Source organism: Streptomyces sp. NBC_00091, assembly GCF_026343185.1.
Taxonomy (GTDB): Bacteria; Actinomycetota; Actinomycetes; order Streptomycetales; family Streptomycetaceae; genus Streptomyces.
The window spans coordinates 81996-102168 of sequence record NZ_JAPEMA010000004.1 but is presented as its reverse complement, the minus strand read 5'-3'; the positions used below and the strand labels follow the sequence as shown (position 1 = coordinate 102168).

The 20173-nt window shown below is 73.1% G+C and carries 18 protein-coding genes; 9 read left to right on the top strand and 9 right to left on the bottom strand.

The window, feature by feature from the left end:
• Positions 1-18: 18 nt before the first annotated feature.
• Positions 19-1086 carry an ATP-dependent DNA ligase gene (locus OOK34_RS33550; protein WP_267037942.1) on the top strand — a complete coding sequence of 356 codons (1068 nt, stop codon included), beginning with the start codon at positions 19-21 and terminating at the stop codon, positions 1084-1086.
• Here OOK34_RS33550 and OOK34_RS33545 read toward each other — a convergent pair.
• Positions 1050-2507: an NAD(P)/FAD-dependent oxidoreductase gene (locus tag OOK34_RS33545; protein WP_267037941.1), complete on the bottom strand. Its 1458-nt coding sequence runs from the start codon at positions 2505-2507 to the stop codon at positions 1050-1052. The two genes, OOK34_RS33550 and OOK34_RS33545, sit on opposite strands and share 37 nt — an antisense overlap.
• Before the next feature lie 152 nt (positions 2508-2659).
• Between OOK34_RS33545 and OOK34_RS33540 the strand changes: the two genes are divergently transcribed.
• A complete protein-coding gene (locus OOK34_RS33540; protein ID WP_267037940.1) occupies positions 2660-3187 on the top strand; it encodes an NUDIX hydrolase in 528 nt (175 codons plus the stop codon).
• Positions 3188-3192: 5 nt separating this feature from the next.
• Here OOK34_RS33540 and OOK34_RS33535 read toward each other — a convergent pair whose 3' ends face one another.
• From OOK34_RS33535 to OOK34_RS33525, 3 genes are all read right to left on the bottom strand, one after another.
• Positions 3193-5292, bottom strand: a complete 2100-nt coding sequence (locus tag OOK34_RS33535; RefSeq protein WP_267037939.1) for a DHA2 family efflux MFS transporter permease subunit — start codon at positions 5290-5292, stop codon at positions 3193-3195.
• Between the two features lie 53 nt (positions 5293-5345).
• Positions 5346-6701, bottom strand: coding sequence for a 6-phospho-beta-glucosidase (locus tag OOK34_RS33530; RefSeq protein ID WP_267037938.1), 1356 nt, complete (start codon positions 6699-6701; stop codon positions 5346-5348).
• A gap of 237 nt (positions 6702-6938) precedes the next feature.
• A complete protein-coding gene (locus OOK34_RS33525; RefSeq protein WP_267037937.1) occupies positions 6939-7928 on the bottom strand; it encodes a helix-turn-helix domain-containing protein in 990 nt (329 codons plus the stop codon).
• A gap of 218 nt (positions 7929-8146) precedes the next feature.
• Here OOK34_RS33525 and OOK34_RS33520 point away from each other — a divergent pair, with 218 nt between their 5' ends.
• The 3 genes from OOK34_RS33520 to OOK34_RS33510 all read left to right on the top strand — a co-directional run bounded on the left by OOK34_RS33520 (position 8147) and on the right by OOK34_RS33510 (position 10609).
• The gene (locus tag OOK34_RS33520) at positions 8147-8815 is read left to right on the top strand and encodes a helix-turn-helix transcriptional regulator (protein WP_267037936.1); all 669 of its coding nucleotides are present in this window, start codon (positions 8147-8149) and stop codon (positions 8813-8815) included.
• Between the two features lie 64 nt (positions 8816-8879).
• Entirely contained in the window at positions 8880-9437 is a 558-nt protein-coding gene (locus OOK34_RS33515; protein ID WP_267037935.1) for a toxin-antitoxin system, toxin component, read from the top strand.
• Positions 9434-10609 carry an MAB_1171c family putative transporter gene (locus OOK34_RS33510; protein WP_267037934.1) on the top strand — a complete coding sequence of 392 codons (1176 nt, stop codon included), beginning with the start codon at positions 9434-9436 and terminating at the stop codon, positions 10607-10609. The genes OOK34_RS33515 and OOK34_RS33510 overlap by 4 nt, the downstream gene beginning before the upstream one ends.
• Positions 10610-10637: 28 nt before the next feature.
• On the opposite strand, the gene OOK34_RS33505 is transcribed toward OOK34_RS33510, so the two are convergent.
• From OOK34_RS33505 to OOK34_RS33495, 3 genes are all read right to left on the bottom strand, one after another.
• The gene (locus OOK34_RS33505) at positions 10638-11414 is read right to left on the bottom strand and encodes a DUF4239 domain-containing protein (protein WP_267037933.1); all 777 of its coding nucleotides are present in this window, start codon (positions 11412-11414) and stop codon (positions 10638-10640) included.
• A gap of 78 nt (positions 11415-11492) precedes the next feature.
• On the bottom strand, positions 11493-12056 hold the full coding sequence (locus tag OOK34_RS33500; RefSeq protein ID WP_267037932.1) for a hypothetical protein: 564 nt from the start codon (positions 12054-12056) through the stop codon (positions 11493-11495).
• Positions 12057-12275: 219 nt separating this feature from the next.
• Positions 12276-12695 carry a DoxX family protein gene (locus tag OOK34_RS33495; protein ID WP_267037931.1) on the bottom strand — a complete coding sequence of 140 codons (420 nt, stop codon included), beginning with the start codon at positions 12693-12695 and terminating at the stop codon, positions 12276-12278.
• 370 nt (positions 12696-13065) lie between these two features.
• Between OOK34_RS33495 and OOK34_RS33490 the strand changes: the two genes are divergently transcribed.
• From OOK34_RS33490 to OOK34_RS33475, 4 genes are all read left to right on the top strand, one after another.
• A complete protein-coding gene (locus OOK34_RS33490; protein ID WP_267037930.1) occupies positions 13066-13299 on the top strand; it encodes a hypothetical protein in 234 nt (77 codons plus the stop codon).
• Positions 13300-13395: 96 nt separating this feature from the next.
• Positions 13396-14766: a hypothetical protein gene (locus tag OOK34_RS33485; protein ID WP_267037929.1), complete on the top strand. Its 1371-nt coding sequence runs from the start codon at positions 13396-13398 to the stop codon at positions 14764-14766.
• A 28-nt stretch (positions 14767-14794) separates the two neighbouring features.
• Positions 14795-16096: a sensor domain-containing protein gene (locus OOK34_RS33480; RefSeq protein WP_267037928.1), complete on the top strand. Its 1302-nt coding sequence runs from the start codon at positions 14795-14797 to the stop codon at positions 16094-16096.
• Positions 16084-16743: a response regulator transcription factor gene (locus tag OOK34_RS33475; RefSeq protein WP_267037927.1), complete on the top strand. Its 660-nt coding sequence runs from the start codon at positions 16084-16086 to the stop codon at positions 16741-16743. The genes OOK34_RS33480 and OOK34_RS33475 overlap by 13 nt, the downstream gene beginning before the upstream one ends.
• On the opposite strand, the gene OOK34_RS33470 is transcribed toward OOK34_RS33475, so the two are convergent.
• Both OOK34_RS33470 and metG read right to left on the bottom strand, forming a co-directional pair.
• A complete protein-coding gene (locus OOK34_RS33470) occupies positions 16740-17933 on the bottom strand; it encodes a glycosyltransferase 87 family protein (RefSeq protein WP_267037926.1) in 1194 nt (397 codons plus the stop codon). The two genes, OOK34_RS33475 and OOK34_RS33470, sit on opposite strands and share 4 nt — an antisense overlap.
• 157 nt (positions 17934-18090) lie before the next feature.
• Entirely contained in the window at positions 18091-19806 is a 1716-nt protein-coding gene (metG, locus tag OOK34_RS33465) for a methionine--tRNA ligase (RefSeq protein WP_267037925.1), read from the bottom strand.
• Between the last annotated feature and the right edge of the window lie 367 nt (positions 19807-20173).

Sequence of the window (20173 nt, the reverse complement as noted above, 5' to 3'; positions counted from 1 at the left end):
CACCGCAGAATCCTGTGTATGGATCTGCCGGTCATGCCGCCCGTGAAACCGATGCTCGCCAAGTCCGTGGGCAAGATCCCGCCGGGCATGCAGTACGAGGCCAAGTGGGACGGTTTCCGGGCGATCGTGCACCGCGACGGCGACGAGGTGGAGATCGGAAGCCGCACCGGGAAGACCCTGACCAGGTACTTCCCCGAGCTGGTGGCGGCCCTGAAGGAGAATCTGCCGCCCCGCTGCGTGGTGGACGGGGAGATCGTGATCGTCCACGGCGGCCGGCTCGACTTCGACCGGCTGACCGAGCGGATCCACCCCGCCGCCTCCCGCGTGAAACTCCTCGCCGAGACCACTCCGGCGAGCTTCATCGCCTTCGATCTGCTCGCGCTCGGCGACGAGTCCCTCCTCGACACCCCGCTCGCCGACCGCCGTACCGCCCTGGTCCACGCCCTCTCCACCGCTCGGCCCCCCGTGCATCTCGCGCCCGCCACCACCGACCCCGCGCTCGCGCGGGAGTGGTTCGAACGGTTCGAAGGCGCCGGACTCGACGGGGTCGTCGCGAAACCCCTCGACCTCCCCTACCGGCCCGATGCCCGCCTCATGTTCAAGATCAAGCACGAGCGTACGGCCGATGTCGTCCTCGCCGGTTTCCGTTTCCACAAGAGCGGTCCGATTGTCGGATCGCTGCTCCTCGGCCTGTACGACGACCACGGCGCGCTCCAGCACGTGGGCGTCTGCGCCGCCTTCCCCATGAAGCGCCGCGCCGAACTGGTCGAGGAGCTCGAACCGCTGCGCATGGCGGATCCCGAAGGCCACCCCTGGGCCGCCTGGGCCGAGGAGTCGGCGCACGAGAGCGCCCGGCTCCCCGGCGCGCAGAGCCGCTGGACGGGCAAGAAGGACCTCTCCTGGGTACCCCTGCGCCCCGAACGCGTCTGCGAGGTGAAGTACGACCACCTGGAGGGCGACCGCTTCCGCCACACCGCCCAGTTCGCCCGCTGGCGCCCCGACCGGACCCCGGAAAGCTGTACGTACGCCCAGCTGGAGGAGGTCGTCGGCTATGAGCTGGCCGAGGTGCTGGGCAGCCCCGGGTGACTGCCGGGCCGGCCGGGCGGCGCGGTGAGCCGCTCCCACTGTTCGCGGTCCGGCCCCACCGCGTTCGGGGTGTAGCCGGGGTGGGCCGCGAGCCAGCGCGTGACCCTGGCCCGGACCGCGGGGTCCGCGTAGGCGCGCTCGGGCGGTTCGGCCAGGTGCCGGACCCTGGCCCGCGCCCGCATCACCTCCGGGTCCTCCAGGGCGCACTCGAAGAGCGCGGCCACCGCGCGCGCCGGGCCCGTACGCCCCGCCCGTGCGGCGAAGCGCTCCCCGATGGCCGTGTCGGCGACGACCTGGAAGTCGAACCACGGCTTGAGCGTGCGCAGCGCCCAGTCGTGGTACCCGGCGGCGAAGGCCGGGGCTCCGGGGGCCTGACGGGCCGTCCCCGCCACCCGCCGGGCGGCCCAGAGGGCGAGGGCGGTTCCCTGCCCCAGGGTGGGGTTGGTGTGGGTGAGGGCGTCCCCGACGGGGACCATTCCGCTCACCACCGGGCCCCGCCCGTCGGCCAGGGGGCTCCACCGGTTGTCGAGGCTCGCGGTGGCCAGTACCCCCGACAGCGGCGCCGCCCCCAGTTCCAGCCAGGCCGCGCCGGGCGGAAAGGCCCGGGCGGCGGCTTCGAAGACGGCCGGGTCGCGCAGGGCCGCGCGGGTGGGGTCGTCGGTGTGCACGAACAGGGTCACGGCGAAGACCCGGTTGTCGGCCGGGAAGACGGCGCAGCCGGCGAAGCCGCCGCCGGTCACCGTCCAGGGCCGGCGCGGCCCCTCCTCCATCCCGGCGGGCAGCCGGTACCAGCGGCAGAAGTACGCGAGGCCCGTGCGGTGCCGTTCGACGGCGCCCGGGCGGCAGCCGGCCGCGGCCAGCCAGCGCTCGGCGCCGCCGCGCCGGCCCCCCGCGTCCACGACGAGGTCGCCCTCGTACGCGCCCTCGCGCGTGCTCACCCCGACGACCCGGACGCCGGGCTCCGCCCCCGGCCCGGCCCCCGTGAGCGTGGTGAGCCCGGTGACCGGTTCCCCGTACCGCAGCACCACGCCCGGCTCCGCGCGCAGGGCAGTGGCCAGTGCGCTCTCCAGCACGATGCGGCGGGCCTGGAGCATGACCAGGTCCTCGTCGCCTGGCCGCGCGGGCGGCCGTACGTCGAACCAGTCCAGCTCGTGCCGTTCGCGGGCGCCGAGCCGCAGCATCTCGGCGTGGACGTCGGGCAGCTCGGTGCGCAGCAGGGTGCGGGCGGCCCCGAGCAGGGCGTGCGGCTGGGCGGCCTGCGGTACGGCCGGGCGGCGCCAGCCGAAGAAGTCGCGGTCGAGGGCGGTGCCGGGGGCGCGGGTGTCGCGTTCGAACAGTTCGGCGGTGTGTCCCCGGCGGGCGGCGAGGAGGGCGGTCGCCAGACCCGCGACCCCTCCGCCCATGACCAGCACATGTGCCATTGCGTCCCCCCGAGCCGACGTACGGTACGACGATCAGACCGCCCAGAGCCTGCGCCCGCGGACCCTGGCCGAAACTCGCACACGCGTCCGAGGGCGCCTGCGGCCCTGGACACCGCTTGACAGGCCTCGCCGCCGGACCGGCAAATGAACCCATGGCTACGGAACACGACATCGGACCTGGCACCGAACCCGTCCGGGTCGTCCCCCAGCCCCACGCCATCGTCGGCGTCGGGCTGATCGTGCTCGGCCCCGACGGCCGCGTGCTGCTGGGCCAGGCGCACGACGGCCGCTGGGAGCTGCCCGGCGGCAAGGTCGACCCCGGGGAGAACTTCGAGCAGGCCGCCGCCCGGGAGCTGGCCGAGGAGACGGACCTGCGGGCCGACCCCGGGGGCATCGAGGTGCTGGCGGTCCAGCTCTACGCGGGGCATGGCACGACCCGTCTGACGGCGGCCGCCCTCACCCGCTCGGCCGAGGGCAGCCCGGCCGTCACCGAGCCGCACAAGATCGCCCGCTGGCGGTGGTTCGCCCCGGACTCGATCCCCGACGCCCTCTACGCGCCCTCGGCGGCCGTCCTGCGCGCCTGGCGCCCCGACCTCACCTCCCTGCCACGCGTCCCCTCGCACGACTACCCCACCCCCCGCGAGACCCGCCAGACCCGCCAGACCCGCCAGACCCGCTAGGACCGCTAGGACCCCCGCAGCACCTGCCGCGGCGCGAAGTTGCCCTCGCCCAGGTCCTCCGCCAGCAGTCGCTTGGCGATCGCGTCCGCCGCCGCCCGCAGCTCCTCGCTGCGCGGCCGGCCGCGGTCCTGCTCCAGCCGGTCGCCCAGCCAGTCCGCCCAGGCCCGCGAGATCACCGCGGCCTCGCGCTCCCCCGCCGCGGTGTGCGCGAAGAAGCCGTTCTGCCGCGTCAGGAAGCCCTCCTCCACCATCCGGTCGAAGACCGGGAGCAGCACCTCCGGCGGCAGCGACAGCCGGGACGCGATCAGTCCCAGCCTGGCGTGCCCCACGGTCCGGGTCAGCAGGTCCACCTGCATCACCGCCCACGCGCCCGCCATGTCCAGGCGCGTGTCGGAGGCGTGGACGATGGCCCGTGCCGTGTCGGGCCCCATGTTCCGTACGAGCTTGCCCACCGCCAGCTCCAGGAGCTTGGCCGAGTCCCCCGAGGCCGTGGCGGGCGAGGCGAAGCCGTCGCCGATGTCGGTCGAGCCCGCCCGGGCGCTGTCGCGCAGCCGGACCTGCTTGAGGAAGAGCGCGACGACGAAGCCGACGACCGCCACCGGCACCGTCCACAGGAACACCGTGTGCAGGGCGTCGGCGTACGCGTCGATGACCGGGCCCGCCTCGGCCGGGTCGAGCCCGTGCACCCCCTGCGGGCTCTGCGCGGCGGCGCCGAGGCGCGCCGGGTCGGCGCCGGTGGCCCGGGCGGCCTCGGCGACTCCGGCGGCGAGTTCGGGCTTCAGGCTGTTGGCGTAGATCGTCCCGAAGACCGCGGCCCCGAAGGCGCTGCCGAGCGTACGGAAGAAGGTGACGCCGGAGGTCGCCGTGCCGAGGTCGGCGTAGTCCACGGTGTTCTGCACCGCGATGGTGAGCACCTGCATGCACAGGCCGATGCCGGCGCCGAGGACGAACATGTACAGCGATTCCAGCCAGCCGCCGGTGCCGCGCCCCATCAGCGAGAGCAGGTACAGTCCGGCGCCCATCACCGCGCAGCCGGCGATCGGGAAGATCCGGTAGCGGCCGGTCTTGCTGGTGACGTTGCCGCTGAAGACGGACGCGATCAGCAGGCCGATGACCAGCGGCAGTGTCCGTACGCCCGACAGGGTGGCCGAGTCCCCGTCCACGTACTGGAGGTAGGTCGGCAGGAAGGTCATCGCGCCGAGCATGGCGAAGCCGACGACGAAGCTGAGCACCGAGCACACCGTGAAGACGGGGTTGCGGAAGAGCCGCATGGGCAGCATGGGTTCGGCGGCCCGCGTCTCCGCCAGGCAGAACAGCGCGAGGGCCAGCGCGCCGGCCGCGAAGAGCCCGATGACCGTCGCCGAGCTCCAGGCGTACTCGTTGCCGCCCCAGCTCGTGGCCAGGATCAGCGCGCTCGAGCCGACGGCGACCAGGGCGATGCCCAGGTAGTCGATGGCGGGCCGGCCGGCGGCCCGTACCGAGGGGATCGTCCGGGCGGCCGCCGCGACCACCAGGACGGCGATGGGGACGTTGACGTAGAAGGCCCAGCGCCAGCTCAGGTGGTCGGTGAACAGTCCGCCCAGCAGCGGCCCGATGACGGTGGCGACGCCGAAGACGGCTCCGATGGCGCCCTGGTACTTGCCGCGTTCGCGCAGCGGCACCACGTCGGCGATCAGTGCCATGGAGGTGACCATCAGGCCGCCGGCCCCGATGCCCTGCACCCCGCGCCACAGGATGAGCAGGGTCATGTTGCCTGCGAGGCCGCACAGGAACGAGCCGGTGATGAAGATGACGGCGGAGATCTGGAAGATGACCTTCCGGCCGAAGAGGTCGCCGAACTTCCCCACCAGCACCGTCGCGACGGTCTCCGCGAGCAGGTACGAGGTCACCACCCAGGCCATGTGGGCCGCGCCGCCGAGATCCGCCACGATGGTGGGCAGGGCGGTGCCCACGATCGTCTGGTCGAGCGCGGCCAGCAGCACGCCCAGCATGATCGTTCCGAAGACGACGTTGCGCCGCCGCCGGTCGAGCACGGGTGGCGCCGCGGCGACGGCGGGGGCAGTGGTCACATCTCGCACTCTCACAGCGCCCCCACCGCGCCGCATGCCGCAAGCCGCCGTACGGGTGAAAGCCCGGGCGCCTCGCGAGCAGGAGGGGTTCAGCGCAGGTAGGCCAGGCCCGGATGCTCCGCCGCGTATCCCTCCAGCAGCCTGCGGGCCACCCCCACGGAGTCCACCAGCGGGTGCAGCGCGAAGGCCTTCACCGCGTCCGCCCGCGAGCCGCTCGCCGCGGCGGCCAGCACCTCCCGCTCCGCCGCCTTCACCGAGGTGACCAGCCCGACCGCGTGCAGGGGCAGCGGGGCCACGGCCACCGGGTGGGCGCCGTTCGCGTCGACCAGGCAGGGCACCTCGATGACCGCCTCCGCGTCGAGCACGGACAGGGTCGAGCCGTTGCGGACGTTGAGGATCAGCGTGGCCCGCTCGTCCCGGGCGATGGCCCGCATCAGCGCGAGGGCCACCTTCTCGTAGCCGCCGGACTCCAGGTCGCTCTCCTCGCGCTCCCCGACGCCCGCCACCTCGCGGTTCTCGGACATGTACGTGGCCTCGCGCTCCGCCCGGGTCCGGTCCCAGGCGGCCAGCGCCGCCCCGGGCGCCTGCCCGGGCCGGCCGGCCTCGGCGTAGAAGCCGCGCTGCTGGTCGCGCAGGAAGGCGCCGCGCGTCTGCTTGGCCTCCTGGTAGGCGCGTACCGTGTCACGGTTGAAGTAGTAGTAGTGCAGGTACTCGTTGGGGATCGCGCCGAGCGAGCGCAGCCATTCGGCGCCGAAGAGCCGTCCCTCCTCGAAGGACTCCAGCGCCCCGGTGTCGGCCAGCAGCCGGGGCAGCTCGTCGCGCCCGCCGACCCGCAGGCCCCGTACCCAGCCCAGGTGGTTGAGGCCGACGTAGTCGATCCAGGCCTCGCCGGGCCGGGCGCCGAGCAGCCGGGCGATCCGGCGGCCCAGCCCCACGGGCGAGTCGCAGATGCCGATGACCCGATCGCCCAGCTCCTCGGCCATCGCCTCGGTGACCACCCCGGCCGGGTTGGTGAAGTTGATGACCCAGGCCCCGGGGGCGACGCGGGCGATCCTGCGCGCGATCTCCCGGGCCACCGGCACCGTCCGCAGGCCGTACGCGACACCGCCCGCGCCGACCGTCTCCTGGCCCAGCACTCCCTCGGCCAGGGCGATCCGCTCGTCCGCCGCGCGCCCCTCCAGGCCGCCGACGCGGATGGCGGAGAAGACGAAGTCGGCCCCGCGCAGGGCCTCGTCCAGGTTTCCGGTGGCGGTGACGGCCGGGGCGTCCGCCGCTCCGGCGGCCGCGGCCTGGTCCGCGAGGACCCGGGCCATGGCGGTGAGCCGGGCGGGGTCCTCGTCGTAGAGCGTCACATGGGACACCCGGCCCTCGGCGTGGTCGCCGAGCAGTGCCCCGTAGACGAGCGGGACGCGGAATCCGCCCCCGCCGAGGATGGTCAACCGCATGCCCCTACCGCCCTTCGCCGTCGTGGCCGCGGCCACGGCCCGGGGCTGCCCCGGGCACGGGCGAAGCCACGACTCCGGCGCCACCGCGGGAACGCCACGATCCGTGGCATCCGCGCGGTGTCGCGGATCGTGGCATCCGCATGGACCGAACCAGGCAGTCGGTACGGTTTCGCGCCGCAGGACCGCGCTGACACGAGCCGTGGCACGCGCTTCAGGGCACCAGTGTCCCCCGGGGCGTCATTCCCCCAGCGACGGCACGGCCCGCAGGCGCGCGCCCTGCTGCTGCGGGAAGCCGGCGCCGCCCCGTACGGGACCGGTCGGCAGACCCTGCGGGGCCGACAGCACCAGGGTGATCCGGGTGAGGCCCATGCCCTCCAGCATGCGGCTGGATTCCGCCACCATCCGGCACCGCACCAGACCCCATCCGGGGTCGGGGTGGCGCACCGTCCGCACCGCGCCGTCCTGTTCGGCGGCCAGCTCCCCGTGGGTGGTCAGCCAGTGCGGAACGCCGTACCGGTAGGCCGCCTCCATGAACGGGTCACGGGCCACCTCCTGACGGATGCTCCGCAGGCCCTCGTCCTCCGGGGCCGCGGCCAGCGCGGTCGCGAACTGGGCCAGGAGCGGTACGCACCAGGCCGGTTCGTGGTCCTCCAGCACGGCCGCGGCGTCCGGGTGGAACAGCACGAAGCGCAGGAAGTTGTCGTCCGGCAGGGCCGTCGGATGCGGGCGGACCGACTGGAACAGCCGGTCGAAGGCCGAGTTGGTCAGGGCCACGTCCCACCGGTGGTCCACCAGGAAGCTCGGGTAGGGCACGGCCTCCATGAGGGCCGCGTAGTCGACCAGGTAGTCGCGCTGGGCCGGGTCCTGGGGCAGCCGGTTCTCCTCGGCCGCGCGCCAGGTGGGCGGCGGGTCCCGGTCGACCATGACCCGGAACAGCCAGAAGCACTGCCGCTCGCTCATCTCCAAGGCCTCGGCCAGGGCGAGGAGTTTGCGGTCCGTCCACTCCTTGACGAGCCCGCGCTCCCAGTTTCCGTACGCGCGCACGCTGATGCGCAGCCGCGACGCGACGTCCTCCTGGCTCAGGCCCAGTTCTTCGCGGCGCTGGCGCAAAATCTCCTTGCGCCGCTCCGACCGCACTGCGCCGCGGGCGGACTCCTCGCCCGCCAGGCGCTCCTCACCGGCTCGGACGAGGCCATCAGACGGGCCCACCGCTGCGAGATGTGGCACCGAGAGCTCCCCCTCCTCAACGGTCTGGATCTTCATTTCCGTGTGGCGATCCTGCTACCGACTTCATTCGAGTGTCAACTATTGTGGCAATTCCAGCCGAGCGACAGCTCATTCCCGCCACAGCTGTGGCAAGTTCTGGCTCTACCAAAACAAACCGGATAGATTCCCTGAGGCCGACCACGTGCCCACTGACCTCGCGCGATCTAGGAGAACCACTGGTGACAGACGGCTTCCCGGCTCCCGTCGCGGTGGCCAACGCGCCCCTGGCAGCGACCGTCACGCGGGTCGCTGAACTGGCGAACAAAATGGGCCGCGACCCGAACCAGGTCTTCGACCTCCGCCGGCTCTCGGAAGCCTCCGGGGTCCCCACGGACGTGATCAGGACCCTGCTCGACGGCCGGCGGGCGGGCGAACCCGATCTGCAGGCGCGCTTCCTCCAGCGCCTTGACCTGCTGCGACGGACCCGGGTCAAACCCAACGGCCGCCGCTACACGCAGCAGGAGATCGCCGACGGCGCCGGGATGTCCCGGCAGCAGGCGGGCGCCCTGATCAACGGCGACCGGCGGCCCACGATGGAACACTGCGACGCCATCCAGCGGTTCTTCGGGGTGCACGCGGGCTTCCTCACCGCCCATGACGCCGACGCCCTCACGGACGCCCTCCAGCGCACTGAGCAGCAGCTGCTCCAGGACTTCGCGGGGCGCGAGCGGCAGACCGTACCCGCCGAGGTGGCTTCGGCGGGCGATCCGCTGGCAAGACTCCTGCAGAACCACGGTGTACGGGGCATCGCCTGGCGCGCCGCCCAACTGCCCAGCGACAAGCACCGGGACAAGGTGACCGAATGGCTGGACATGCTTCTCGAAAGCGTCAAACCGAACGAATCATGACCCAGTCGAAAGTCTGGATCTGATCCTTGAGTCCTGATCCGGATCCGCGCCGACGGGGAGAACGGTGAGCATAGGCAGAGCGCAGCGGCGGTTGTGCGCGGAGCTGGTGGCCGGCATCAAGCTGGCCGCCCCCGTGGAACCCGTGGACCTCTACGCCGCCCTCTGCGAGGGCATGAGCAGACACCGCGGGCGCCCGGTGGAGTTCCGGATGGCCGCCTTCCCGCAGGGGACCGCCAGCGGCCTGTGGCTCGACATGGCCGACCGCGACCTGGTGGTCATCGAGGAGCGCACGGCCCCCGACCACCAGCTGGTCATCCTGGGCCACGAGCTGTGGCACATGAAGGCGGGCCACTGCAGCCACCACGTCGACGGGGCGGCCGTCGCCGCCCGTCTGCTGGCCGACGGGGCCGACCTCGGCGAGACGGTCCGCCGGGTCGCCGCCCGCACCCGCGCCGAGGTCCAGGAGGAGACGGAGGCCGAGAGCTTCGGCCTCCTGCTGGGCAGCCGGTGCCGCACCTGGCTGGCCGGCTCCAAGGGCCACCGCCCACCGGCCCAGCGGGACGAGCTGGCGGGCCGGATCGAGACCTCTCTCGGCTACCGGGGGCACAGGAACGACCGTTGAACGGACCGGACTACTACATCCCGGCAGTCGCCATGGGGGTCTCCCTCGTGTGCAAGGTGCCGGCGCTGCGCACCAACTGGCGCGATCCGCTCCTGCGGTCGGTCTGTGTCCTGCTCGTCCTCGCCGGCGCGGTCTTCACCTTCGCCGCCCCGCCCACCATCGAAGCCGTCAACGGGTGGACCGGCATCCCCAACGTCTCCGCCCCGCTGGTCTACTCCCTGATGACCGCCTTCAGCGCCTCCTGCCTCGTGCTGGTGTTCAACTGGCGCGGCGGCCCGGCGGAGGAGATCCGCCGCACCTCGCAGCGCTGGATCGCGGGCTACTTCGTGGTCGTCGTGGCGATCGTCGTCCTCTTCGCCCTCGGCGACGCCCCCGTCGAGCGGCTGCGCGACTTCGACACCTACTACGCGAACACCCCCTACATCCGGCTGATGATCGCCGCCTACCTGCTGGCGCACAACGCCGCCGTGCTGATGATGGTGTCGATGTGCTGGCGCTGGTCCCTGCGGGTCCGCGGCTGGCTCCGGACCGGCCTGGTGATCATCGTCGCGGGCTACACCATCAGCCTCGCCTACGACGCCGCGAAGATGTCCGCGGTAGCCGCGCGCTGGCTGGGCCACGACCTGGACTACCTGAGCACCTACCTCGCCCCGCCACTGGCCTCCGGCGCCGCGCTCGTCAGCTCCGTGGGCTTCGTACTGCCGCTGGTGTGCCAGCGCGTGTCGGACAGCTGGCACACCTGGAGCACCTACCGCCGCCTCGGCGCGCTGTGGCACGAGGTGCACAGCACCGCGCCCAGCGGCAGCCCCTGCGTGCGGATGTCCTGGTGGTCCCCGGCCGAGATCCGGGTGATCCAGCGGGAGTCCGACATCCACGACGGCTTCCTGCGGCTCGGCCCCTCCTTCGACCGCCGCCACCGCGACACCGCCTACGAGCGGGCCCGGGCGGCCGGAGCGGACGAGGAGACGGCCCGCGCCGTCGCGGACGCGGCGATGGTGGCGGCCGCCGTACGGGCCAGCGCCGCCGACCCGGAGGGCGCGGGGAGCGATGACGGGGAGCGGGTGCTCGTCCTGGCCGAGGGGCCGCGTGACCTCGTACGGATCTCCCACGCCCTGCGGCACTCGCCGCTGGTGGCCGCGGTCCGGCGGCAGACGGCCCCGGCGGGGGGCTGACCCGGCCGGGACCGCCCCCCGCGCACGCTCAGCGGGAGGCCGTCACCGACACGGCCGGGAACAGGTCCTGGAAGGGCCCGGCGGAGTCGTTGCCCTCCCGCCCGAAGGGGGCGTCGAAGCTCCACACCATGAACAGCAGGAACACGATCAGCGCGCTGAACAGCCCGGCCAGCAGCAGCTCCCGCCCCGAACGGCGGATCTGCAGGGTGAAGATCAGGCCGATCGTGACGATCCCGCCGACCACCAGCCCGAGCCAGACCACGCTGGGCAGGGTGGACTCGCCGCTCTGCGTGCGCGAGTGCCGGGCGTCGTCGGCGGTCGCGATGTGGTCGAGCAGCGGCTGGTAGGCCTGCGCCTGGAGTTCGTTGGCCGGGCTCTGGTGGGTGACGTCGCTGCGCAGCTTCCCGAGCAGCTGCCCGCCCTCGGCGGAGGCGTCCTGGCCCGAGACCAGCCGCGGCCAGTCCACGCTGACGGTGTGGGAGACGTACGCGTCCACCTCGCCGCGGATCCGGTCGCGGACGGGCGCCGGGTAGACGTCGGCCCGCTGGGTGACCTCGTACAGCGACTGGGCCTCGCGGCGCACGCTGTCCTCGGCGGCGCCGCGCGCCTCCCAGACCCCCGCGATGGCCAGGCCCAGGACGATCGCGTAGACCACGCCGACCATCATCGTCATGTACTCGATGACGTCGGGGGTTTCGCTGGTGTCCTCGTCGTCCGCGACCCGGCGGTGCCGGACCACGGTGATGGCGAGGACGAGGGCGCAGACGAGCGCCATGGCAATGGCCAGGACCAGCCATTCGGACACGAGGGATCTCCCGTTCGTGATGCGTGGGTGCGTGGATGCGTGGGTGCGTCGGTGCTTGCGTGAAGGGGGCGGCGGGCGTCAGCCGCGGCTCTTGGAGCGGGGGCGCAGCGCGGCGGCGGCCAGTACGGCCGGGGTGGTCACGACCACCATCAGCATCATGGTGCTCAGCCCGTCCGGGCCGCGCCGCTGCAGGGCCGCCGAGTGGTACGGGCGCACGTGGAAGCGCCTCGCCCCCGCGGCGGCCCTGGGCGCGGGCGGGGCGGAAGCCCCGGCGGGAGCCGGCTCCGGTTCCGCGGCGTCCGCCGGCGCGGGCGGCGGGGGCTGCGCCGGCCCGCCCGGCGCCGGGGCCCCGGGCCCGGGCACCGGCCCCGGCAGCCCCGGCGCGTCGCCGGGGTGGCGCACGGTCGGCCGTACGGCGCCGGGCAGCGTCACCCGTACGGCGGGCTGGGTGGCCGACGGAGTCGCGGGCGCGGGCGGGGTGGCGTGCGGCCGCGCCGCGGGCGGCTTCGGCGGCGCGCCCGGCACGCACACGTCGACCCGCGCCCCGCGCCCGTGGCCGTCGCCCGCGACCGCCACGTGGCCGTGGAGCGGGCAGAGCGCGGCCACCATCCCCGCCCCGGCGAAGTACTGCCAAGCCGTCACCGCGGTCCTCCCGATCCGGCAGCCGATATGAGGGTTACGGCTGAAGAAACGATCAAGGCCGGGCTTCGACACGCGCCAGACGAGTCAAGATCCTTGTACGAGGGCTCACTTCGAGCGGCCCGCGACGGGCCGGAGCCCGCGCGCCCGGTGTTGCGTACCAGCCGGGTCAGGTGGGCGGTCTCGCCGGCGCCGGCGGCCGGAAGGGGCGGTTCCCGCCGGTCAGCCGATGGAAAGGGCCGGACCGGTGACCATCAGCCCGAGGTCGTGGCCGGCGTAGGCGAAGAAGGCGAAGAGCAGGAGCGCCGCGCCGCCCAGCGCGGTGTCCTTCAGGAACTGCGTCCGCTCCATCATCTTGGCCTCCGGCTCGCTGTCCTTCCAGAAGCCGTGCATCAGCACGGCCGTCGGGAAGCAGAAGGCGGCGAGCGCCAGCGCGCCGAGGTCGGCCCACAGGCCCACGGCCACGCTGATCCCGCCGGCCAGGATCAGAAGTCCGCCGGCGACGGTGGCCGGGACGGCCATCGGCACCCCGCGGGAGGCGGCGTATCCGGCCATCGGCCCGGTCTTGGTCAGATGGGCGACGCCGGAGGAGAGGAACAGGCCGACGAAGAGCAGGCGGCCGATGAGCACCAGCACATCCATGACGACCTCCATGTTTGCGGCGGTTCACCCTGTATGACCATTCACCCCTCCGGCCTATTCCGCCACGCCACCCACCGCTCCCCCGGCCGATGATCGCAGGAGGGGATCCGCCGCTCGGCGGGGAGCCCGGAGGGACGGTGGCGCGTGAGTGCAGACGATGGGGGGTGCGGCCGACGTAGACGGGGGCGGGGAAGTCGGCGCGGCTGCTGTTGAGGTTGTAGGTGTGCCGGACGGTGACCTTGAGTCGTGGCGCTGCTGCCTTCAGGCCTTTCCTGTCGAGGAATTGCCGTGGTCGTAAACCCCGTTCATAGGGCTGACTACTCGCGTAGCGTGTCGTAGGGCAACCGATTAATAACGGGGGGTGACGGTCATGCAGGCTGCCCGGACGCAGCGGAAGTTCCGGGGCAAGAACAAGGCCCCGAAGTCCCGGGAGGCCCTGGAACGGTGCGCGTACAAGCACCTCGAAGACTCGGGGCACCTCAAGCATCACGTCTCCAAGGCCCTGGCCATGCACATGGCCGACGAGGTGTGGAACGGCGTCCAGCGGCACCTGTTCCCGGACGCCACAGGCAAGCGGCACGGCCGTCCGAAGACGGGCCGCTAGCACGACTTCACCCGCATCCCCGGCCGCGCCCGCTCCCACACCACCGAACGCAAGTGGGAGACCTTCCGCCTCGTCGGCAGCCTCCACGGTCACGTCATGGCCTACAGCGGCGGCGGGCGGCACACCGTCCAGCAGCCGCGCCGGATGCCAGTGCCGGCAGCGCCGTCCGGCACCGTGCCCACGGGCAAAACCAGCGCGTCGGGGAAGCCAGGCGCGCGGAAGGCAACTTGGTGGGACCACGCCGGACCGCTCGCCGTGGTGTTCGCGGGCGGCCCCGACGGGAGCCGGGGTGACCTAGTGCTGCCCGCGCGTGTCCCGCAGCAGCCCGGCCAGTGGGCACGCGTCGAACACTTCCTTTCCAATCCCGGCCGCTGGCACAAGGTCGACCTCGTACGCCGCCGCAAGGCGTCCGCGCCGGGCGGCTGGGTGTACGAGGCGCACCTGATGATCCTCGGCCCTGGCTACACCGCCCCCTCGGTGCGCGCCATGCGCGAGCAGGCCGCCACCCTGGACCGGATCGGCGGCGTGGACGGCAACGTCTCCAACGTCTGCGCCGTCTCCTTCCCCTCCAGCCTGGACCCCTCCGACGGCGCCCCGGCCTCCACCGAGATCACACTCAGCCCCGAGGAACAGGCGCTGCTGGAACGGGAAGCGAAGAAGCGGCGCGGCCGTGCGCGAGCTTTGGAGCGCTCCCGCCGCGCCACGAACACCGCGCAGTACGGTCTGTCGAAGAAGCAGGCCACACGCGCCGAGCGCCGAGAGGCCAAGGGGCTGGGGCCCAAGGCCGTCAGCGTGCCCGGTGGTGCCCGTGCTGCCCGTGATGCCCGCGTCGATGGGGCGCCGAAGCAGGCGTTCCGCCGCGACCGGCTGTCGGTGAACTATCGGGAGCAGCGCGCCCGCCAGGCCGAACGCGCCGCCTCGATGGCAGAGCACCGACGTCACCGCGCCCGCCAGGTCGCCCGCGAGATCATCGCCGCCCTTGCGCGTGAGTGCCAGGCCGCGGCCGGCCGTCTTGTCCGGGCCTCCACCTGGTCCACCGCCCTGTCTCAACACTGCCTGTGCGGAGAACGGGTCTCCAAAACCCTGCGGGACCGCGAGCACAGCTGCCCCGCCTGCGGCCTCGCCGGGAAGCGCGACCTCATATCCGCCGCGCTTGCCGCGTTCGTGCGCTTCGCCGACGTGGACGACCCCAAGACCGCGTACCTGGACACCACCTCGTCCCGGCACGCACAGATCGTTTTCGCACAAGGGCTGGAAGAAGCCCTGCGGGAGTCAACCGCACCGAGCCAGACCACCGTTCGCGGTGCTGGTCATGCGGCAGTCCCACGGCAACGCCGTGGAACCTCTGCTCCCCGAACCGCCGGACGGCGGTCCCGAGCGACCCCGGACGAGACACGCCCCAAGCGTGACCACGCGGGAAAGCCCGGACACCGCCCCGGCTGCAACCCACAACTCACCCTCTGGTGAATCACGGATCAAGTCTTAGGGTTGCCGTATGCCCGCTTCCTCCCCCGCCTCCCCCGTCCCACCCGTCACCGTCTGGCGGGCCATGCGGCGGCCCCTGCGGTTCCTGGTGTCGTGGTGGCCCTGGCGGTGCTGGGCGTACCTCGGGAGCGGGTTTCCGCTCGGGTACGGGGTGCTGCTCGCGGTGGTGCTGCTCGTCGGGCTCGGGGTGCTGCTCGCGGTGGCCGGGGTCGGACTGCTGCTGCTGGTCGCCGCCCTGGCGGGCGCGGTGCCGCTCGGGGAGCTGGAGCGGCGGCGGCTGCGCTGGGTGGAACCCGAGCCGGTACCGGACCCGCACACCTCCCTCGCCGGGGCCGGCCCGGCCGCCTGGCTGCGGACGCGGCTGCGGGAGCGGGCCACCTGGCGGGAGTTCGGGTACGCCGCCCTGCTCGGGGTGGTGTTCGGGGCGGCCGGGTTCGGGGTGATCGCGCTGCTGGCGTTCTCCCTGCTGCTGGTGGCGGCCCCCGTCATCGTGTGGGCCCTCGCCCCGGAGCCGGTGATGCTGATGCCCGGCGAGGTGGTCGCGGGCCCGCTGGAGGCGCTGGGCGGGACCGCCGTGGGGCTGGCCGGGATGGTGCTCGCCGCGTACGCGGGCGCGCTGATCGCCGGGGCGCAGGTGAAGACCGCCCGGCTGCTGCTCGGGCCCCGCGAGGAGGACGACCGGGTGCTGGAGCTGACCCGCTCGCGGGTCCGGCTGGTGGAGGCCTTCGAAGCCGAACGGCGGCGCATCGAGCGGGACCTGCACGACGGCGCCCAGCAGCAGCTGGTGGCCCTCAGCATGACCCTGGGCCTCGCCGAGCTGAAACTGCGGGGCGTCCCGGAGGCTGCGGACGCCGCCGCGCTGGTGAGCCGGGGGCGCGGGGAGGCCCAGCTGGCCCTCGCCCAACTGCGCGACCTCGTACGGGGCATCCACCCGCAGGTGCTGACCGACCACGGGCTGGCCGCGGCGGTGGCGGAGGTCGCGCTGCGCCATCCCGTACCGGTCTCGGTGGACCTGGAACTGCCCCGGCTGCCCGAACCGGTGGAGATCACGGCCTACTTCACCGTCGCCGAGGCGCTGGCGAACGCCGCCAAGCACAGCGGCGCCTCGCGGGTCGGCGTCGCCGGTAGGGTCGAGGGCGGCCGGCTCACCCTCACCATCACCGACGACGGCCGCGGCGGGGCGGATCCCGGCGCGGGGGCGGGCCTGGCGGGTCTCGCGGACAGGGTGGCGATGTTGCAGGGCAGGCTGACGGTGTCCAGTCCGCTGGGCGGGCCGACCGAACTGAGGGTGGAGGTCCCGTGCTCCGGGTGATCCTGGCCGAGGACTCCGTCCTGCTGCGGGCCGGGCTGACGGAACTGCTGACCCTCGGCGGCCACCGGGTCCTCGCCGCCGTCGGCGACGCCCCCGCCCTGCTGCGGGCGGTGGCGGCCGAGCGGCCGGACGTGGTCGTCACGGACGTGCGGATGCCGCCCGGGCTGCGCGACGAGGGACTGCGGGCCGCGCTCGAACTGCGCTCCCGGGACCCCGCGCTGCCGGTCCTGGTGCTCTCGCAGTACGTGGCCACCGCGTACGCGACCCAGCTGTTCACCGGCGGCTCGCCGGCCGGGCTGGGCTACCTGCTCAAGGACCGGGTCGGGGAGGTCGAGGAGTTCCTCGACGCGCTGCGGCGGGTCCACGAGGGCCAGACGGTCATCGACCCGGAGGTGATCCGCGTCCTGCTCGCGCCGAGGCCCGCGGGCGAGCCGCTGGCCCGCCTCACCCCGCGCGAGCGGGAGGTGCTGGCGCTGATGGCGGAGGGGCTCAACAACCAGGCCCTGGCGGCACGCCTCTTCATCACGGAGGCCTCCGTCGTCAAGCACGCGAGCAGCATCTTCACGAAGCTGGACCTGGACCCGACGGAGGGCAACCGCCGCGTCCTGGCCGTCCTGGCCCACCTCCGCGGCGCGGACATCCCCTAGGCCGTCACGCGGCCGGGGGTGGCGGAGCGGGCCACGATGCGGGAGGTGGTGGGGGACGGGGGCGGGGTCGTGGAGCGGGACCAGGCTACGAGCAGCAGCGGCAGGGCCAGGTAGCCGAAGCGGCCGGCGGGGGCCAGCAGGAAGGCCAGGGTGAGCCCGAGCGCGAGGCGGTCGGCCGCGGCCACCACCGTGCGCGGCGGACGGACCAGCAGGGAGAGCGCCACCCCCAGGCCGCCCAGCGCCAGCAGACCGACCGTCAGGTACCAGCCCCACGGCCCGAGTTCCGCCAGCAGGTGCCCGGGCAGGGGGCTGCTCGCCGGGGTCGGCACCGGCGCCCGCCCGGTCGGGAAGGCGAAGACCTGCCGCCACAGCTCCGCCGGCTGGAGCAGCAGCCCCGGCAGCACCAGGGCGGCCGTGCCCAGGGCCGTCACCAGCGCGCAGCGCAGGGCCGCCCGCCCGCCCCGGCAGGCCGCGAGGAGGGCCAGGACCACCGCCACCGCGGGCAGCGCGGTCCACTTGAGGGCGCACGCCGCGGCGAGGGCCGCCCCGGAGGCCGCCGGGCGGCCGGACGCGGCCGCCGCCAGGGCCAGGCAGCACAGCCCCGCCAGCGGCAGGTCCACCCCGCTCACCGCCAGCGGAAGTGCCACGACCGGCGAAGCCACCAGCACCGGGAGCAGCGGGGAGGGGGCAGCACCGAGGAGGCGCCGGCCGGCCCACATCCCGCCGAAGAGGGCGGCGGCGCACCAGATGCGGGCGTCGCCCAGCAGCCGTACCGCCCATCCGTGCCCGTCGGCGGAGCCTGCGCCGAGCAGGGCGCGGGGGATGCCGAGGAGTGCCATGCCGGGGAGGTAGGGGGTGTACTCCTCGACCCCGGCGGGCTGGTCCACGTACATCCTTCCGGTCTCGAGCAAGAGCCGCCCGGACCGTTCGATCACGCCGACCTCGGACTGCCCCTGTCCCGTCAGGACCAGGTACAGCAGCGGTACGGCGACGGCCCCCAGCAGGGCCGCCGCGAGCGCCTCCCGGCGCCGGCCGAGGGCGGTGGCAGCGGCGGCGGCGAGGTATCCGGCGGCCGCGCACCACCCCCACAGCCGGTGCGGGGCCAGCGCGGAGAACAGCGGGAAGGAGAGGGCCCACACGGCCGCGAGCAGCCAGCCGGCGGTCCACCGGGCGGTACGGGAAGGGGTCATGGACCCATTCCAGCCGCGCGGCCCCGGCCGGGTCTGCACACCCAGGTCGAGTCCTCGTGGTGGGGTTTCCCCTACCGTCCTGCCTCGCGCGGACACGCCGGAGGGGCGCGACCTCGACGAGGTCACGCCCCTCCGGCGTGTGCGGGGTCGGGAGCCGTCAGGCCTCCGGGGAACCGCCGAAGCGCTCGCGGTAGGACTCCAGGTCCTCCTCGGTGATCCTCGCGAAGAGCACCGGCGGCACGGTGAACGGCGTCCCCGCCGGGACCAGGTCCAGCGACCTGGCCTGCTCCGGGGTGATCCACGCCGCCGTGTCGTCGGCGAGCTCGAAGGCGGAGCGCATGACGCGCGCCGAGGCCGGGATGAAGGGCTCGGAGACCACCGAGTACAGGTGGATGAGGTTCATCGCGGTGCGCAGGGTGAGCGCCGCGCCCTCCAGGTCGGTCTTGACCTCCAGCCAGGGTGCCTTCTCGTCGAGGTAGGCGTTTCCGGCGGACCACAGGGCACGCAGCGCGGCCGCGGCCTTGCGGTACTGGAGCGCCTCCATGTGGCCCTCGTACTCGGCCAGCAGCTCGGCGATCTGCTCGCCCAGCTTGGCCTCGGACTCGCCGGCGGGGCTGCCGGCGGGGACCTCGTCGCCGAACTTCTTGCGGGAGAAGGTCAGTACGCGGTTGACGAAGTTGCCGAGGGTGCCGCCGAGGTCCTTGTTGACCGTGGTGGTGAAGTGCTCCCACGTGAAGGACGAGTCGTCGGACTCGGGCGCGTTGGCGATGAGGAAGTAGCGCCAGAAGTCGGCCGGCAGGATCTCCAGCGCCTGGTCGGTGAAGACGCCGCGCTTCTGCGAGGTGGAGAACTTGCCGCCGTAGTACGTCAGCCAGTTGAAGGCCTTGACGTAGTCGACCTTCTTCCACGGCTCGCGGGTGGCCAGCTCGGTGGCGGGGAACATCACCGTGTGGAACGGGACGTTGTCCTTGGCCATGAACTGGGTGTAGCGGACGTCCTCGGCCTCGTACCACCACGACTTGTAGTCGCGGTTGGCCGGGTCCAGGTCGGACCACTCCTTCGTCGAGCCGATGTACTCGATCGGCGCGTCGAACCAGACGTAGAAGACCTTGCCCTCGGCGGCCAGCTCCGGCCAGGTGTCGGCCGGGACCGGCACGCCCCATTCGAGGTCACGGGTGATGGCGCGGTCGTGCAGGCCCTCGGTCAGCCACTTGCGGGCGATGGAGGAGGCGAGCTGCGGCCACTCCGCCTCGTGCTCGGAGACCCAGGCCTCGACCTCGTGCTGGAGCTTGGACTGGAGCAGGAAGAGGTGCTTGGTCTCGCGGACCTCGAGCTCGGTGGAGCCGGAGATGGCCGAGCGGGGCTCGATCAGGTCCGTGGGGTCCAGGACGCGGGTGCAGTTCTCGCACTGGTCGCCGCGGGCCTTGTCGTAGCCGCAGTGCGGGCAGGTGCCCTCGACGTAGCGGTCCGGCAGGAAGCGGCCGTCGACCGGCGAGTAGACCTGCCGGATCGCGCGCTCCTCGATGAAGCCGTTCTCCTGGAGCCTGCGCGCGAAGTGCTGGGTGATCTCGCGGTTCTGCGCGGAGGAGCTGCGGCCGAAGTAGTCGAAGGACAGCTCGAAGCCGTCGTAGACCGCCTTCTGGGCGTCGTGGGCCTGCGCGCAGAACTCGGCGACCGAGATCCCGGCCTCCTTGGCGGCGAGTTCGGCGGGGGTGCCGTGCTCGTCGGTGGCGCAGATGTACAGGACGTCGTGGCCGCGCTGGCGGAGGTACCGGGAGTACACATCCGCCGGAAGCATCGACCCGACCATGTTGCCCAGGTGCTTGATCCCGTTGATGTAGGGAAGCGCGCTGGTGATCAGGTGTCGAGCCATCCTCGGATGCTCCATTCGTTTCATTTGTGCGGATCTACGCGTGACAACGCGCGGTTCATCGTATCGAACCGCCGAAAGGGCACGCGTCTGCATTTCTCGCGGTGGACGTAACGCAAAAGCGAGGACAGTGACCTCTCCGTCACGGCCCTCGCGATGGGCCCATGCTACAGGCGGACGGCTGGGGCCCCCGACCGGTGTCCGCGACCCGGACCCGGCCGGTGTCGGGGGCCAGGCATATGCCCCGGCCAGGGCCCGGCATATGCGTACGGGCTCGTCAGCGCCCCGCGCGGTCGGGATCAATCACCAACCGATCACCACCGGACGTAATCCCCTCAGCTTTCTCCTCCGCACCCTCCGGGCGCGCAAC